We start from the raw sequence: 16,364 nt of genomic DNA on the forward strand, positions 1-16,364 counted from the left end.
GGCGTTTGCGTCAGCGATGCGCGTGCCTGGGACTCACGTCTGTCGCGTTCGCCGCCGGGCCAGCGCGGCCTCCAGCATGTCGATCGCCGCGTCGTACAGGCGCAGGAAACCTTGATAGCCCATCTCGATGACCTCCTTGAGCCCGCGCAGCGGCGCGTCGCGCGGCTGGTCGTCGAGCCAGTCGATCCACGCGTCGGCACGGCCGAAGGTGCACTGGATCAGCTGCGTCTCGGCTTCCGGGCTCAGGTCCTGCATCCGCACGCCCAGGTGGCGGTTGACGTTGCGCGCCACCGTGGCGGCGAAATGGTATTCGCGCGCGCCGCGCGACAGGCAGACGCCGACGCGTTCGCCCTCGCCGAGCGCCACGTCGATCGGCAGCAGCAGCCCCAGGCCGCCGAGCGAATAGTTCTCGGTCTTGCACGCCAGCGTGGTGCCGTCCGGCAGCAGCAGCGTGGCCGGCACACGCATCGGAATCCGGTGCGACACGCGCACCTGGCGCGCTTCCTTGGCGACGCCGATGGCCGCGCCCAGCATCAGCAGGTTGACGCTGGCCCAGACCATGTTCATCACCACCGTGCCGGGTTCCGTGGTGGTGCCCATCAGCAGCCGCCCCACGCCCATGCCCAGGCCCGCCACGTTCAGGGCGAGCAGCAGCAGGTAGGGCTTGGAGATCGTCCAGTCCAGGTAGTCGTCCTCGATGCGGCCGCCCTTGGCCGTCACGTTGAACTTGCCCAGCCGCGGATTGATGAACGCCATCGTGGTCGGCAGCACGATGTACCACGCCAGCACCGATTCGTAGACCTCGGCCCAGAACGAATGCCGGTACTTGCCCTGGATGCGCGAGTTGGTGATGTTGGCGATCACCAGATAGGGCAGCACGTAGGCCGCGATCATCGCCGCCGAGGTGTTGATCACGTGCATGCCGAACACCAGATAGGCGAGCGGCATCGTCAGGAAGATCAGCCGCGGGATGCCGTAGAAGAAATGCAGCATCGCGTTCGAGTAGCACAGCCGCTGGAACAGCTTGAGCCCCTTGCCGAGCAGCGGGTTGTCGATGCGGAAGATCTGCGCCATGCCGCGCGCCCAGCGAATGCGCTGGCCGATATGGCTGGACAGGCTTTCTGTGGCCAGGCCCGCCGCCTGCACGGTGCGCAGGTACGCGGTGTTGTAGCCGCGCCGGTGCAGCTTCAGCGCGGTGTGCGCGTCCTCGGTCACGGTCTCGACCGCGATGCCGCCGATCTCGGCCAGCGGAGCGCGCTTGATCACCGCGCACGAGCCGCAGAAGAAGGCCGCGTTCCACAGGTCGTTGCCGTCCTGGATCAGCCCGTAGAACAGGCTGCCTTCGTTCGGCACGCGGCGGAAGGTATCGAAGTTGCGCTCGAACGGATCGGGCGAGAAGAAGTGGTGGGGCGTCTGCACCATCGCGCAGCGCGGGTCGGCGATGAACTCGCCCATCGTCATCTGCAGGAAGGAGCGCGTCGGAATGTGGTCGCAATCGAAGATCGCGATGTAGTCGCCCTGCGTGACCGACAGCGCATGGTTGATGTTGCCGGCCTTGGCGTGGCGATTGTCGCTGCGCGTCAGGTAGTGCACGCCCGCCTGCTCGGCGAAGGCCTGCATCTGCGGCCGGCGGCCGTCGTCGAGCAGGTAGATGTTCAGCTTGCCGCTGGGCCAGTCGAGGCTGCGCGCGGCGTAGACGGTCGGCTGCACCACCGACAGCGGCTCGTTGTAGGTCGGGATGTAGACGTCGACGGTCGGCCATTGCGCAGGATCGGCCGGCATCGGCTTGGGCCGGCGCGACAGCGGCCAGGCGGTCTGCACATAGCCGAGGATCAGCACCAGCCAGGTGTAGGCCTCGGCGGCGAACAGCAGATAGCCGATGGTGACTTCCATCGGCGTGGCCAGGTCCAGCGTCTCGGTGGCGCGCCACCAGATATAGCGCAGCGTCATCAGCAGCGACAGCGCCATCATCGTCAGCGTGGGAAAGCGCCCCGGGATCTTGCGCAGCACCATCACCGCGATCCAGACCAGCGCGAACACGGTCAGCTGTCCGCCCAGCGGCAGCGGCGTCGTGCACAGCACCAGCCCGGTCAGCGCGGCCAGCACCAGCAGCGTGGGCGCGAGGCCGCGCACGCGATGCACCAGCGCCGCCACGTGGGCCAGGCCGCTGCCGGCGCGCATCCAGTCGACGCGCGGCAGCCGCGCCGCCAGCCGCCGCCGCTTGCGCGCGACGTAGCGGTAGGCCGGCTCGAGCCGTTGATCGAGCCAGCGGCGCAGCGGCGATTGCGGCGGCGCCTGTTCCGGCACGCTGCGCCGACGCGTCGGCGCGGCCAGCCGCCGGCGCGGCCGAGGCGGACGCACGAACAATCGCCAAACGCGACGCGGCAGGCTGTGCCGCGGATCGATGCCAAGACGCTCGGCGCCGCGGCGCGACAGCCAGGCGGCGAACTCGGCCGGCCAGTCTCGCTGGCCCGGCCGCGCAGGGCGGAAGAACAGGCGCACCAGCCAGTCGCCGCGCGCCGGCTGCTCGGCAAGATCGAGGCCTTGCGCCAGCGCGGCACGCAGCCGCAGGGCCAGGTCGAGCAGCACGCCAAGGATCATCGGCGCGCCTCCGCATCAGCTGCGGCCGTGGCCGAGCCGAGCGATGCCGCGACCCACTGCGACAGCCAGGCCGCAATGCCCTGCAGATCGTGCGCGGCCTGCGAATGCGGCATCGCGCGGCAGAAGTTCTCGCCGCGCGCCAGCGCTTCGGGCAGACCGTGATCCAGATGCACCTGATAGGGCAGCAGCCGCTCGCGCAGCCGGGTGCGCAGCAGCGCCAGCACATCGCCATGCAGCTGGCGCGCGGGCTGGACCCGCGTTGCCACCACGCGATAGGGCAGGCCGATCCGTTCCAGCGCATGTTGCATGCGCGGCAGCGTGGCGCAGACCTCCGGCTCGGGCGGCGCCAGCACCAGCGCCAGATCCGCGGCGGCGAGCGCCTGCGTGGCATGCAGGGCCGGCCAGGCCGGCGTATCGATCAGGACGATGCCGTCGTCGGGCAGGTCAACCTGCGCCAGCAGCGCGCGCAGCCAGTGCGGCTGCTCGATCAGGCAGCGCGTGGCGACGGCCTCGGCGTCATCATCGGTGCCGCCGCGTTCGCCGTCGCCGTCGCCGTCGCCGTCGCCGTCGCCGTCGCCGTGGCTGTGGCTGTGGCCGTGGCTGTCGCCCCCACCGTTGTCGCGAGGCAATCCATCCACCCGACCCCACGGCACCAGCAGCACGTCGTCGTCGCTGCGCAGGGCCGCGGTGGCCCAGTCGCTCGCCGACGGCCGCAGCGCCGCCTCGACCAGCCCGCGTTCGACCGGCTCGCGCAGGCCGAAATGCAGGCCGAGCAGATTGCGCGGATCGCATTCCAGCGCCAGCACCGCATGCCCGCGCCCGGCCAGCAGCGAGGCCAGCGCGGCGGTCATCGTGCTGCGGCCGGCGCCGCCCACCGGCGCGACGATGGCGATCGTCTTCATCGCGTGCCGTCCTTCGGCGCCTGCCAGCGCTTGCCACGGATCACGATGCCTTCGAGCTGGGGCGGCAGTCGCACCGCGCGGCGCTGGCGCGGCTGGAACCAGCGCGGCATCACGCGCATCAGGTCCAGCTTCCAGATCAGCCAGGCGACGGGGGCGGCCAGTATCAGGCCCCAGATGAAATATCCGATAAAGACGCGCATGGCGAGGCTATTCCCTGGCTTTGAGCGGCACCGCGGCCGGCTGCGGCGCGGTGCGGGGTTTGGGATGCGAGCCGGCGTGGGCCGCTGCGGCGGGCCGCAGTGCGTCGAGCGGGGACAGCAGCGGCAGCGCGGGGCGGGCGCGATGTTCGGCGTGATCCTCGGCGCGATTCCGCGCGCGATTTTCAGCGCGAATGTCGGCACGATGTTCGCCGCGGTCCTCGGGCAAGGCACCGGCTCCGGCCTGTGGACTTGCCTCGGCCGGCATGGCGGGCACGGTAGCGCCTTCCGCCACCGTAGCGCCTTCCGCCACCGTAGCGCCTTCCGCCACCGCCGCCGCGCTGGCTTCCTCCCGCGCCTGCAGCCAGCCGCTGTAGTCGGGCAGCGTCCGCTCCGCGGCCTGCTGCGCGAACGCGTTCAGCGCGGCCTCGATGGTCGGCGCATCGCCGCAGCGCAGCTCGCCAGAGAACAGCGCCTCCAGCGGCCGCTGGAACACGCGCCGGCAGACCGCGTCGGCGTCGTCGAGCCGGCAGGCGAAGAAGAACACATAGACGCTGTCGGCATCGGCGCTGCAGATATCGCCGGTACGGTTCATGCGGCAGGCGCGCAGCGCATCGATATGCGCGACCTCCGGCAGCAGCGTGAGGCGCAGCAGCACGTGCGGCAGCCGGATGGTCCGGCCCTGTTCGACCGCGCCGCGCACCGTGTCGATGAATTCGGCCGGCGGCACGTAGCCGATCGCCGAGCCGGTCAGCACCGCCGACAGCGCGGTGCGGTAGTCCGCCGGCAGCGGACGCGAGAACACCTGTCCCTGCACGCCTTCGAGCATCGCCTGCACGCGCGCGAACGGCGTGCGCCGCGCGATCACCAGATTGGCGCCGAGATTGAGCAGCAGCAGCTCGTAGTGCTGCCGCATCGCTTCCTGGTCCTCGCGCACGACGATCTTCAGCGCGCTGCCGCGTGTGCGCCGCAGCCGGTGCACCTGTTCGGCCAGCGTCTCGAAGGCACGGTTGCCGTGGTAGTGCAGCAGCACGGTCGCCGCCACCGCACCGCCGGCGCTCGCCACCGCGGCCTCGTTGCTGTCGACCAGCTGCCAGGACTCGGGTACCCAACGCTCGTGCGCGACGGCGTCGCGGCAGACGATCACGCGATGTTCATCCGGCGCGAGCAGGCCGGCCGCCGCCGCCTCGCCTTCGCCGTCCGCGCCGGCGCCGCTGACCATCAGCCGGTGCTCGTCCGCGGCGAAGCGCAGCGGCAGCGAGCGGCTGGCGAGCACCGCTTCGCGATCGCGCCAGAACGCCACCTCCCAGGTGTATTGGCCCTGCACCTGGGACAGATGCGCGGCACCGGCAAAGCGCGCATGCAGGCTGCCGAGATCGGCGGGGCGCCGAAGGTCGTCGAGGTCGTCCACCGGCGGCGCCAGCACCAGCAGCAGCGACAGCCGCTCGCGCGCGCACCACGCGGCGAGCCGCGCGCCTTCGCGCGACAGGCGCGCGCCGTCGTCCCAGGAGAAGCAGGCCTCCGCGCCTTCGACCATCACCACGCTGTGGCGGGCCGCGCATTGGTCCGCCAGCGCCTGCAGCGCATCGGTCAGCGTGTCGATGTCGGCGGCGCGGCTTCCATTGCCATTGCTGCTGCCATGAGCGCGGGCGACTCGCAGCCCGCACAGATTGGCGCGATGATGCAGCGCGCCGCCGACGTCGATATCGAGGCCGTGCTCGCGCAGCGCCTGCGCGATGCCGTCGGCCGGACGGGCGGACAGCACCGTGGCCGGTCCGCGCAGCGCGTTGGCGGCGGTCTGCCAGAACAGCGCATCGCGCGCCGGCGACGGGTCGGCATAGACGATATGCACGTGTCCCGGCGCCAGCGTCGCCAGTTCGCCCGGCAGGCCGTCGATCGCGAGCGAGGGCCGCGCCTGCAGCCGCGCGAACAGTGCCGAGCGCGGCGGGGCAGGCGTCGCTGCCGCCGCGGCGGAGGACGGTGTCAGGGAAGTGGTGGCGGGCCTCGTCGATGGGTTCATGATTCGCGTCGATCCGATCTAGTACGAGGAATACGGCCGCACCGGCTCGGGCGGGAAGGGCACCGGCCCGCGCTGCGGTTCGAAGTGATAGCGCAGATAGGCGATCGCGCGATTGGGCGCATAGTCGCGCGAGCGGTCGATCTGCAGCGCCATGCCGGCGACCCACTTCGGCGCGAAGCGGTATTCGACCGCGGCCAGCGCGGTATAGCTGAAGCCGCCGCCGTTGCCGCCGCCGAACGTCCGATCGCCCGCCATGCGCTGCAGGTCCGGCCGGGTCGGATAGTAGGGCATGTCCTTCTCGTAGGTATCCGACCAGCCGGCCGAGCCGCCCAGCCGCCACGACCACGCGCCGCGCCGTCCGGTCCATTCCAGCGGCACCGCCAGCGACAGATAGCGCTGCGGGCTGTAGTAGCCGCCGTGGCCGAAGGTGTAGTAGCGCAGGTTTTCCTGGTAGCGCCAGTAGTTGACCACCAGGCCGCTGGTCACGCGCTGGTTGCGTGCCTGCAGCAGCGGCCAGTCGAAGCCGGCGCGCACCGTGAACTCGCGATTGGTGCGGACGTTGTGCCCGGTCAGCACGCCGGCGCCGACGGTGGCGAACACGCTGCCGCGGCCGACATCGTGCGAGTACCCGAGCGTGATGCCATTGCGCACCACGCCGCCCCAGCGTTCGCCGCTGGCCGGATCGATCGCGCCCGCGTAGGAAATCAGGCTGCTGGTGACCGCGCGGCGCGACACGTCGACGGTGGCCGCGGCGCGGTTCAGTTCGGCGCGATAGCGCAGGCCACCGACCACGGTCTGCTGCAGGAAGCCGAGCGGGGTCGTGCCGAGGTCGGCGCGCCAGCTGTCGTAGGCGCCGTTGTACGCATAGCCCGCGGCCAGCGCCACGCCCTTGTCGGATTGCCCGCGCGGCGCGATGCCGGCACCGCCGCGCGCGGCGATCTGGCCGAATTCGTTGGCGCCGCCGGCGCCGTTGCCGACGTCGGTGCGCAGCGTGCCGGCATCGAGCAGCACGGTATCGGCGTGGAAGAACACATGGCCGGTATAGCCATGCGGAATCCGCACGTAGAGCGGGATTTCGGTGGCGCTGAGCTCGGAGATGCCGCTGTCGCCGGACTTGCGCGAGAACAGCGTCGCGGTGGCGACCTGCCCGTCGCGACGCGCATCGAGATCCTGCAGGGCACGCTGCGCGGCGGTGCCGCCGGCCACCGGCGCGTCCGCTTCCGCCTGCTCGAGCGTGCGGGCCTGCCGGTACAGCGAGGCCGCCTCGTCGAACTGGCCGCGCGACTGCGCGATGCGCCCCTGCTGCACGGCGATATCCGCGCGCTGCGGATAGCGCTGGCGCAGGGCGTCGACCACCGCGGCCGCTTCGCCGTCGCGGCGCAGCGCGGTCAGGCGCCGCGCCGCCGACAGCCGCGTATCGATATCGTCCTCCGCCGTGCCGGCCAGCACGTCGCGCACGATACGCAGCGCCTCCTTGTTGCGCCCGGCGCGCTCGGCGAGCCGCGCCAGCGTCAGGCGCGCCTCGGCATCGTCCGGGCTGCGTGCGAGCACGGTGCGCGCCGCAGCGGCGGCGCCGTCGAGATCGCCTTGGCGCTCGCGCACGTCGGCCAGCGCCAGCGACCAGCGGCGGTCCTGTTGCTGCCCGGCCGGCACCGCGGCCAGCACGCGCAGCGCGCCGGCGGGATCGTCGGCGTCGAGATGGCGGTCGGTGTCGCGCAGCGCGAGCCGCAGCGCCTGGTCGTCCAGCGCGGCGCGCTGCCCTGGTTCGAACGCGCCCCGTTGTCCACGGGTCTGCGCATCGCGGGCACGCAGGTCCTCCAGCCACGCGCGCAGCGCATCGTCGCGGCCCGCGGCGGCCAGCAGCTCGCCGTAACGCAGCCGCACGCCGATCGCAGGATCGTCGGGATGGGCGGCCAGCCACTGTTGCACCAGCCCGAGCCCATAGTCGGTATCGCCGAGCGCGATCGCTTCGCGGCCGACGGTGGCCAGCATCTGCGGGTCCGCCTGCGTCGCGTCGGCGGCCTGCCGCAGCAGCGCGCGGGCCTCGTCGGGCCGGCCCGCGGCGAGCGCCAGCCGGCCCTGGCGCAGCCACTGCTGCGCACGCAGATTGCCGCCGAGTTCGCGCATGCCCTCGGTGCGCTCGGCTTCAGGGATCTGCGCCAGCAGCGTGGCCGCGGCATCGGGGTCGTCGACGGAATTCAGGAACAGCGCGCTCGCATAGCGCATGTCGGCGTTCGGCGCGAGGCGCAGGCCTTCCTCCATGGTCTCGCGGCCCAGCGCCGGCAGACCGAGATCCCGATAGGCCCGCGCCAGCGTGTAGCGCGTCCAGGGCGCGTCGGGCGTCAGCCGCAGCGCCTCCTCCAGCCGGGCGATGGCCGGGCTTGCGCGGCGCTCCGCCAGCAGCTGGTCGGCCTGGCGCGTCAGCAGCTCGGCGCGCAACTGGCGCAGCGTCTGCGCATTGGCCGGCGATTTCTGCAGGCGCGCTTCGGTCGCGGCCAGCAGCGGCCCGACTTCGGCGTGGCGGCCGCTGTTCTGCAGCAGCGCCACCAGCCGGCGCAGCGCGCCGGGATCGGGCGTGCGGCCGGCCAGCTGCTGGCGCAGCAGCGTCTCGGCTTCGGCATCGCGTTGCTGCGCGACCAGCGCGTCGGCGAGGATGGCCAGCGCATCGGCGTTGTCAGGCTGGCGCGCCAGCGCCTGCCGGGCGAGCGTCTCCGCTTCGCCGGGCTTGCCCTGCGTGCCGGCCAGCCGCGCGCGGGCGATCGTGCCCCAGAAGGTGGCGGTATCCAGCAGGCTGCGCCACTTGTTGCGCTGCTCGGGTTCGAGCTGCAGCGCGCGGGAAAACAGCGCGCGCGCCTCGTCGTGGCGGCCCTCGCGCAGCCGCACGAGCCCCAGGCCGCCGACCACCTCGGCATCGTTGCCGCGCGTGCGCATGGCCTGCTCGAAGGCGGCCTGCGCTTCGGCAAGGTTGCCGCGCTCGAGCTGTCGCAGGCCGCGCTGGCGCGCCTGCCAGGCGGGGTCCGCCAGCATGCGCCGATGCGCCTCGCGCCTGGCGTCGAGCTCGGCCAGCGTTTGCCGCGCGATGTCGTCGTCGGGCACTTCCTTCAGATAGCGCTCGAACCAGACCGCGTAGGCGGGGTCGTCATTGACGCGATACAGCGTGCGGCGCCAGATATCGAGCGCGGTCTTGCGGTCGGCGTCGGTGCGCTGGCTCAGCCGATACAGCAGGTCGAGGCCTTCGGCGCGCGTGGCGGGGCGGTCGGTCAGCAGGTCGCCCAGCACCAGCGCGAGGCGCGCATCGTCGGGCCGCTGCGCCAGTTGCCTGCGCAGTTCGGCGATCGCGCGCGGACGGCCGGCGTCCGTGCCCGCCAGGATGCGGTAGTAGTCGATCGCCAGTTCGCCCTGCGGCGGCCCGTCGGGAAACAGCCGCTGCAGCCGTTCGAGCGCTTCCTTCTCGTTGCCGCCGCGCGCCAGCATGCGCACCGTCGCCATCTCGCGCTTGTCCTGCGTGGCGATGCGGTAGGTGTCCTCGAGCTCGCGGGTGGCGGGGTGCTTCGGATGATGCTGGCGCAGGCGCTGCAGGATGCGTTGCGCCTCCGCCGGACGGTTCGAACGCAGCTCGATCTGCGCCAGCAACAGCAGCGCATCGGGCTGCTGGGGCTCGATCGTCAGGATCTTGTCAAGCGCGCTGCGCGCCAGGTCGGCGCGGTTCTTGGCTTCCCACATGCGCGCCGACGACAGCAGGCGGGCGAGCTCGGCATTGGCTGAGGACGTGGCCGGCGCGGCGGGCGCAGCTGGGGTCTGCGCTGCCGCGGGCATCGCAGGAACAAACAGCACCGCGGCGGCGGGGATCAGCGGCGAGCGGGGCATGTCGCGGTCCAGGCCGGCGTCAGCGCGCCGTCGGCTTCGAAACGGTACAGGCCATCGAGATGACCGAGGGCGAACAGCGCCAGCACCTGGCTGTAATAGCCCAGCGGCTGTTCCGCGGCCAGCTTGCGCATCCGCTCGACCTGGCGCTGCGCGGCGCCCGTTTCGCCGAGCGCGGCCAGGTACGGCGCCACCGCGGCGGAAAAGCCTCCGTTGCCCGAATTCGGCCCGACGGTGCCGGAGCGCGTATCGACCCGCTCGGGGGGGATGGCCGTGCGCGATGGTGTAGTCCGCCATCGGGCGATAGGTCTTCAGCAGCGGTGCGCGCAGCGGGTCCTGTGGCGCCAGCATGCCGGCCCACAGATAGACGCGGATCGCGTTGTACGCGCCTTCGGCCTGCGTCTGCTGGTCGGGACGGAAGCCCGGTTTCGCACCCGCGTGATATTCGACCCAGTCGGGCGAGAAGCCGCGCGGCGCGGTATCGAGCAGCAGACGGGCCGAACTGGACAGCAGCTGCGTCCATTCCGGCTGCTGCGGCCACAGCGCGGCGAACCGGCGCATTAGCTGCGGCGGCACATAGCTCGGGTTGAGCCGCCACATCGTCGGCGAAGGATGAAAGCCCATCGGCCCGGGCAGCAGCGTGCGGCCCAGCCCCGGCAGCAGCGCGGTCTCCTGGCGCACCACCTGGCGTGCGATCACGGTGCCAAGCGCGGTGTAGCGGCGCTCCTGCCAGAGCCGGCCGGCCTCCAGCAGCGCGTAGGCGATCCACAGATCGGCGTCGGAGGCGGGATTGCTGTCGAGCACGCCCCAGCTCTCGGGCTTGCCGTCGGCCGCCTCGCGCTTGCCCCAGATCCACGCGGGCAGGCGCGAAGCGAGGTCGCCTTCGGCGAGGTTGTTTTCGGTCCAGGCGAGCAGCCGCTCGAAAGTCGGCCGGTCGTTGGCGACCAGCGCGAAGAACAGCGCATAGGCCTGGCCCTCGGAGACCGTGGTCTGCTGCGGCGTGCTGGCGTCGATCACGCGGCCGTCGGCGCTGATGGTGTCGCGCTTGAAGGTATCCCAGGCGGGCCAGGGGCAAGACGCCGCGGCGCAGCCGAGCGACGCGGTCAGCAGCGCGGCGCCGAGCAGCGCGCGCGACGCGGCCGCGAGCCGGCGGACGTTGCCGCGCAGGCACGCAGTCATCGCGGCCCCCGCCATCGCGAACCCCGCCATCTCAGCCTCCGTTGCGCCGCGCCGCCAGCCGGGACAGCGCCCAGAACGCGCTCAGCGCTACTGCAAGGCCGGCCAGGATGCCGGCGATGCCGAGGAATACCGGGTGCGAGGACACCCGCACCCAGACCCGCGCATACCAGGGGAAATCGCCGACGAAATAGCGCTCGCCGAGCCGCAGGCCTTCCACCTCCTTGGCGCGCACCACGGTCAGGTCGCCGCGGATCTGCGCGACCTTGGTCGGATCGTCGAGGGCATCGAGCACGTCGCCGAGCCGGTCGGCCTCGGTCGCGGTCACCGCGACCACGCTGTGCCGTTCGCGGTAGGGCGATTCGAAGCCGACCAGCGCGGCCAGCGGGCCGTCGGCCGACAGGATCGCGCGGCCCGCCGGCGTCATCGTCTCCGGCTCGCTGTCGCTGAGCCAGTTCGACCACGCGCTGGCGCGCTGGTCGCGCAGCGCCATCTCGGTCTTGCCGCGCGCGATCATCAGCGGCAGCGACTTGCCCCAGCGCGCCAGCAGTTCGCCGGCGCTGCCGTTGCCGACGATCAGCAGGTTGCGCTGGCCGACCGAGTCGACCTCCCTGGCCGGCACCACCGTGACGCGCAGCGCCGGCAGTCCGGTCCAGCGGCCCATATGGCCGAGCAGCGTCAGCAGGGCCTCCTGGTCGATCGCACGCGGCGCGTCGGGCAGCACCACCGCGGTATCGGCCAGGTCGGCCAGGCGCGTGAACGGGTAGCCGCTGTTGGCGAAGAAGGCCAGGTTCGGCATCGCGGCGTAGTGCGCAAAGCCGCTGAAGTCGATGCTCGAGTCCGGATCGATCGCCGCGCGCGCGACCTTGGCCGGCGTCGACGCGCACAGGCCCGTCTTCTGCGAATCCAGATGGAAGCGGAACTGCATCTGGTTGTCGCTGCCGACGCGGAAGGCCGGCACGCGGATCTCGTTGGAGACCACCGCGTCGCTGCCCGACAGCAGCGGCACGCTGACCAGGTTCTCGTCGTCGCTGCCCGACAGCGGACGCAGCCGGTACGAGCGCACCAGCTGCTCGTTGATATCGACGTTCAGCACCGAGTCGTTGTAGGTCGACGGTGCCGTGTAGCGGTATTTGAGGTTCAGCGGCACGCTGCGCTGGTTCCAGCCGTACAGGTCGGCCGGCACGCGCAGATTGACGCGGATCGCCTGCGGGTCGTTGCCCGAGACCTGCAGCTGCTGCGGATCGGTGACCAGCTCGCGGAACAGCACCGGACGATGGACCGGCGCCCAGTTCGGCGCGTCATACGGCGCGCGCGGCGGTCCCAGGTCGACGGTCTGGATCGATGCCTGGCGTCCCGCCATCGCGGCCTTGCCGAGCACCAGCGCATTGGCCGCGGTCTGCAGCTCGTCGGCATTGCGGCCGGCGATCACCAGCAGCTTGTGGTCGGGGCTGTTCGGATTGGGCATCACCGTGACGGACGGCCCGGCAATTTCACGCAGGCCGAGCGCGGCCGCCGCGGGACCGGGCAGGGTCAGCATGATCGCGTGCTGGCCGGCCGGCGCGCTGCGGGCCACGGGGAAGCGCGCGCCGCGGTAGTCGGCCAGCGCGCCCAGCCACGACGCCACCACGCCCGCCGCGCGCAGCGTCGCCATGTCGGCGTTCTCGGCGAGCACGAACGGCACGGTGACGCGGCGATTGTCGCGGCGATCGAAGAAGGGCAGCGGCAGCAGCGCCAGGTTGTCCGGCAGCCGCAGCGCGGCGGTGGTCAGCGTCAGCGTGCTGTTGGCGCTGATATCGGTCCACAGCGCCGAATGCGCGGCGTCCTCGCAGTGGTCCACGGTGTAGTGGCCGATGAATTCGATCGCGAGCCGATTGAAATCGGAAAACAGCCGCGGCTCCAGCGCGATCTCGCGCGTGACCTGCTGGCCCGCGCGATTCGCTTCGAGCGGCAGCGTGGCGACGACCTCGTCGTTCAGCTTGACCTTCAGATGCGACAGCGGATAGATCAGCGAGGGCGAGTAGGTGTAGTGCAGCCGCAGCGTGGCGCTGGTGACGACCTCGTCCGCACGGATGCCGACATTGAGCACGCGTTCGGGGTCCAGTCCGCGCAGCGCGATCGGGCCATATGCGCCCATCTCGGCGACCGTCAGCGTCTGGCGGCGCGCCGGCGTGCCGGCCGGCGCTGCTGATGCTGCCGGGGCGCTGGCGGCGGACGTGGCGTTGCCTCCGTTGCTGCTCGGGCCTTCGATTGCCGTAGCGGAGGAAGCGGGTTGGGAGTGCGCCGGCGGCAATGCCATCGCGGCCAGAAGGCATGCCGTGGTCAGCATGGCGCCACGTCGGCGCGGCGTGGCGGCGGTCAGATCGATCCTCGTCATCAATGCCAAATAAACGATGAACGCCCGTGTAGCGTCCGTCTGGCCATGTTCCCCTCGATAGCAGCGGCGGGGGCGGCGCTCTGCGGCAATACGATGCGCCTTGTTCGGCGGAGTCTACACCAATGTCTTTGCACGACCGCCGCGGCGGCCGGGCGGGGCGCAATAAAAACGTCCGCCTTGCGGGCGGACGTTGGATCGTTGCCACATGGGGCATGGCGGACGGCGACACCGTTGCGGAGGCCGCCGGCCATGCGCCGGGATCAGTGCGCGAACAGCCAGATCAGGACCAGCACGAAGGCCGGTACACCCAGCAACCAGGCGAGGATATAAGGCATGGTTTCGCTCCTTGTCGTGAACTCCATGGCTTCACTATAGGGAGCAGGGGCGGGGCCTACTGTCGGGACCCCTCCGCTAGGTTTGTAGGACTGGGCCGACCGGGTATCCGACTGGCTGCGCCCATGCCCATGCCGAATCGATGCGGTGCATCAATGCCAGGGCATGGGGTGATCGCCGGCCCTTCATGCCTGTTTGCGGCCTGGTTTTGGCCTGTTTCCGGCCTGTTTCCGGCTCAATCCTCGTCATCCTCGCTGTCGAGGAAGTCGCGCCGGATCATCCAGTTGCGGATGGCCTCGTCGCAGACCTTCTTCAGCTTCTGGCGATCCGGCAGCTTGTCGAACAGCTCGAAATTGACCAGCGCCATGCCGGCATCGGTGATGTAGAACAGGCGTGCGGGATCGTCGTAGTGGACGATGCGGCCGTCGATGCCGGACTCGTCGCTCTCGGTGGGCATGTCCTCGAGCTCGACCACACGGCAGGTGAAGCGCGGGCTGCGGGTATGCGTCAGATACTCGAATTCGTCGTGCATCACTTCGCCCCCCTTGCCGGTGGCGATGGCGAAGCCCCAGATGAAGCGGGGCATCGGCAGATCGGACAGATCGTCTATCTCGTCCATGGTGTTCTCCCTGATTCGATGAGCCGCATTATCGCTCGGACACCATGGCCACGCCCACCCTCCGCGCGTCTGGCGCGGCCGGCTTATCGCTGCGCCTGGCAATTCGCGTAGACGGGAGGCGCGTTTTCGCCCTGCATGATGTCCTGCAGCATGGCCTCGTCACCCTTGGTCCACCAGACATGCTGGCCATGCGCATAGCGCGCGCCGGATGCGCTCAGCACGGTGACGAACAGCAGCGGCTTGCCGTCGAGCCGCAGGATCGCGATCTGGTTGTCGGCGCTGTTGAAATAGCGTGCGGTCAGCTGTTTGCCGCCGTCGCAGCGGTAGCGCACGGTGACCGGCGGGTCGAAGCGTACGCCGTCGATGCCGGGGCGGGCCTGTGCCGGCTCGGTGAAGGAGACCGCCGCAATCAGCGCGGCACACGGCATCAGCGCGGCGCGGCGAAGGGAATAGGACGGACGGGGGGAAGGACATGGCCATATCGGTTGGTTCCTGCAGCGAAGCGGTAAGAGGCAATCGATGAAGGGGCGCCGACACATGAAGCGCAACGTCCCGCTCAACGCCCCGCGCCGCCATCGAGCCGATAGCTTGCCGCGAGGCTGCGCAGGCTGTCGATCTCGGCCTGCTGCCAGGCGGCATCGTGGCCCAACTCTTCCGCGAGGATCGCGGCCACGCGGGGGGCCGCGGCCTCGGCGGCGCGGGCATCGAGGAACAGCAGCCGGTTGCGGCGCGCCACCACGTCCTCGACCTTGCGCGCCAGTTCGTAGCGCGCGGCGAAGCGGACATGCGCTTCGGTCAGGCCCGATTCCGGCGCGATCACGTTGTCCGCGCCGGGCAGGCTGCGCAGCAGACCGAGGTCGCCGCCATAGTAGCGGTCCGGCGCGTTCAGGTTGGCCTGCTGACCGGCCCACGCGCCCGCGCCATGCAGCGGCAGGTCGGCGGTCACGCAGGGCGCGGCGCGCAGCATCTGGCGGCGAATCGCGGTATCGACCACGTCCTCGGCCATCTTGCGATAGGTGGTCCATTTGCCGCCGGTCACCGTGATCAGGCCCGCCTTCGATACCACGATGGTGTGTTCGCGCGACAGCGAGGCGGTCGAGCTTTCGCCGGTCGCCTTGACCAGCGGGCGCAGTCCGGCCCAGACGCTGGTGACATCGGCGCGGGTCGGATCGCGCGACAGATAGCGCGCCGCGGTCTCGAGGATGAAGTCGACATCGTCCTCCTCGGCGCGCGGCTCCAGCGGCAGGTCGCGGCGTGGCGTGTCGGTGGTGCCGACGATCGTGTGGCCGTTCCAGGGCACCAGGAACAGCACGCGGCCGTCGTCGGTCTTGGGCACCAGGATCGCGCGGTCGCCCGGCAGGAAGCTGCGCGGCAGCGTCAGGTGCACGCCCTGGCTGGGCGCGACCATCATCTGCGCGCGCTCGTCCTCCATGCGCCGCACCGCGTCGACCCAGACGCCGGTGGCATTGATCACGCATTCGGCATGCAGCGTCAGTTCGGCGTCGCCAAGCTCGTCGCGTACGGTAACGCCGCCGATCACGCCGGCCTGCATCACGAGGCCGCTCACGCGGGCATAGTTCAGCGCGATGCCGCCCAGATCGAACAGCGTGCGCATCAGCGCGATCGCCAGGCGCGCGTCGTCGAACTGCCCGTCGAAATACAGGTTTGCGCCCCGTAGCGGGCGGCCGCCGACATGCTCGGCCAGCGTCGGCGCCGCGGCCAGCGCCTCCTGGTGGTTCAGCCAGCGGCTGTCCATCAGGTTGCGGCTGCCGGCCAGCATGTCGTAGACCTTCAGGCCGATGCCGTAGAAGGGCTGGTCGAACAGCTGATAGGCCGGCACCACGAAGCCGAGCGGCCAGACCAGATGGGGCGCGTTGCGCGCCAGCATGCCGCGCTCGTGCAGGGCCTCGCGCACCAGCCCGATATTGCCCTGGGCCAGGTAGCGCACGCCGCCGTGCACCAGCTTGGTGGCCTTGCTCGAGGTGCCCTTGGCGAAGTCGGCCGCCTCCAGCAGCAGCGTGCGGTAGCCGCGCGAGGCGGCATCGACGGCGGTGCCGAGGCCGGTCGCGCCGCCGCCGATCACGATCACGTCCCAGCGGCGCTCGCGCTCCAGCGTGGCGAGCAGCGCCGCGCGATCGGGGGGCAGGGTAGGGTTGGTTGTCTGCATGGCAAGGAAGAGCGGTGCGAATCGGATCGGTGGTGGCGGTTCTTCGGCCCGTCGGCGGATCGTCGGCGGGTCGTCGGAGAGGGTCGGTTACCGGTGGTTATTGGTGGT

Annotated in this window: 9 protein-coding genes and 1 pseudogene; all 10 read right to left on the reverse strand. The window is 71.0% G+C overall.

Annotation, left to right across the window (positions count from 1 at the left end; all coding sequences use genetic code 11):
- Positions 1-33: 33 nt before the first annotated feature.
- The 10 genes and pseudogenes from bcsA to OJJOAM_RS14875 all read right to left on the reverse strand — a co-directional run bounded on the left by bcsA (position 34) and on the right by OJJOAM_RS14875 (position 16,256).
- On the reverse strand, positions 34-2,601 hold the full coding sequence (gene bcsA, locus OJJOAM_RS14830; RefSeq protein WP_422648390.1) for a UDP-forming cellulose synthase catalytic subunit: 2,568 nt from the start codon (positions 2,599-2,601) through the stop codon (positions 34-36).
- Positions 2,598-3,503: a cellulose synthase operon protein YhjQ/BcsQ gene (locus tag OJJOAM_RS14835; RefSeq protein ID WP_422648391.1), complete on the reverse strand. Its 906-nt coding sequence runs from the start codon at positions 3,501-3,503 to the stop codon at positions 2,598-2,600. The genes bcsA and OJJOAM_RS14835 overlap by 4 nt, the downstream gene beginning before the upstream one ends.
- Positions 3,500-3,703, reverse strand: coding sequence for a hypothetical protein (locus OJJOAM_RS14840; RefSeq protein WP_149319785.1), 204 nt, complete (start codon positions 3,701-3,703; stop codon positions 3,500-3,502). Before OJJOAM_RS14840 ends, OJJOAM_RS14835 begins: the two co-directional genes overlap by 4 nt.
- Before the next feature lie 7 nt (positions 3,704-3,710).
- The gene (bcsE, locus tag OJJOAM_RS14845; protein WP_422648392.1) at positions 3,711-5,720 is read right to left on the reverse strand and encodes a cellulose biosynthesis protein BcsE; all 2,010 of its coding nucleotides are present in this window, start codon (positions 5,718-5,720) and stop codon (positions 3,711-3,713) included.
- 18 nt (positions 5,721-5,738) lie between these two features.
- Positions 5,739-9,587, reverse strand: a complete 3,849-nt coding sequence (locus OJJOAM_RS14850; RefSeq protein ID WP_422648393.1) for a cellulose synthase subunit BcsC-related outer membrane protein — start codon at positions 9,585-9,587, stop codon at positions 5,739-5,741.
- Positions 9,569-10,778, reverse strand: a pseudogene (gene bcsZ, locus OJJOAM_RS14855) (cellulose synthase complex periplasmic endoglucanase BcsZ). Before bcsZ ends, OJJOAM_RS14850 begins: the two are co-directional and overlap by 19 nt.
- 16 nt (positions 10,779-10,794) lie before the next feature.
- A complete protein-coding gene (gene bcsB / locus OJJOAM_RS14860; protein WP_422648394.1) occupies positions 10,795-13,137 on the reverse strand; it encodes a cellulose biosynthesis cyclic di-GMP-binding regulatory protein BcsB in 2,343 nt (780 codons plus the stop codon).
- 568 nt (positions 13,138-13,705) lie between these two features.
- Positions 13,706-14,089, reverse strand: coding sequence for a hypothetical protein (locus OJJOAM_RS14865; RefSeq protein WP_053822121.1), 384 nt, complete (start codon positions 14,087-14,089; stop codon positions 13,706-13,708).
- 83 nt (positions 14,090-14,172) lie between these two features.
- The gene (locus OJJOAM_RS14870) at positions 14,173-14,517 is read right to left on the reverse strand and encodes an MliC family protein (RefSeq protein WP_422648395.1); all 345 of its coding nucleotides are present in this window, start codon (positions 14,515-14,517) and stop codon (positions 14,173-14,175) included.
- Between the two features lie 128 nt (positions 14,518-14,645).
- Positions 14,646-16,256 (reverse strand): glycerol-3-phosphate dehydrogenase/oxidase, encoded by a 1,611-nt coding sequence (locus OJJOAM_RS14875; protein ID WP_422648396.1) that lies wholly within the window; start codon positions 16,254-16,256, stop codon positions 14,646-14,648.
- Positions 16,257-16,364: the final 108 nt, after the last annotated feature.

It is taken from the genome of Cupriavidus sp. H18C1 (assembly GCF_049311595.1).
Lineage (GTDB): Bacteria > Pseudomonadota > Gammaproteobacteria > Burkholderiales > Burkholderiaceae > Cupriavidus > Cupriavidus cauae.

What these genes read in the sequence shown, in the direction of transcription:
- bcsA (WP_422648390.1), bottom strand. Translation starts at nt 2,601, where the DNA reads ATGATCCTTGGCGTGCTGCTCGACCTGGCCCTGCGGCTGCGTGCCGCG.
- OJJOAM_RS14835 (WP_422648391.1), bottom strand. Translation starts at nt 3,503, where the DNA reads ATGAAGACGATCGCCATCGTCGCGCCGGTGGGCGGCGCCGGCCGCAGC.
- OJJOAM_RS14840 (WP_149319785.1), bottom strand. Translation starts at nt 3,703, where the DNA reads ATGCGCGTCTTTATCGGATATTTCATCTGGGGCCTGATACTGGCCGCC.
- bcsE (WP_422648392.1), bottom strand. Translation starts at nt 5,720, where the DNA reads ATGAACCCATCGACGAGGCCCGCCACCACTTCCCTGACACCGTCCTCC.
- OJJOAM_RS14850 (WP_422648393.1), bottom strand. Translation starts at nt 9,587, where the DNA reads ATGCCCCGCTCGCCGCTGATCCCCGCCGCCGCGGTGCTGTTTGTTCCT.
- bcsB (WP_422648394.1), bottom strand. Translation starts at nt 13,137, where the DNA reads ATGACGAGGATCGATCTGACCGCCGCCACGCCGCGCCGACGTGGCGCC.
- OJJOAM_RS14865 (WP_053822121.1), bottom strand. Translation starts at nt 14,089, where the DNA reads ATGGACGAGATAGACGATCTGTCCGATCTGCCGATGCCCCGCTTCATC.
- OJJOAM_RS14870 (WP_422648395.1), bottom strand. Translation starts at nt 14,517, where the DNA reads ATGCCGTGTGCCGCGCTGATTGCGGCGGTCTCCTTCACCGAGCCGGCA.
- OJJOAM_RS14875 (WP_422648396.1), bottom strand. Translation starts at nt 16,256, where the DNA reads ATGCAGACAACCAACCCTACCCTGCCCCCCGATCGCGCGGCGCTGCTC.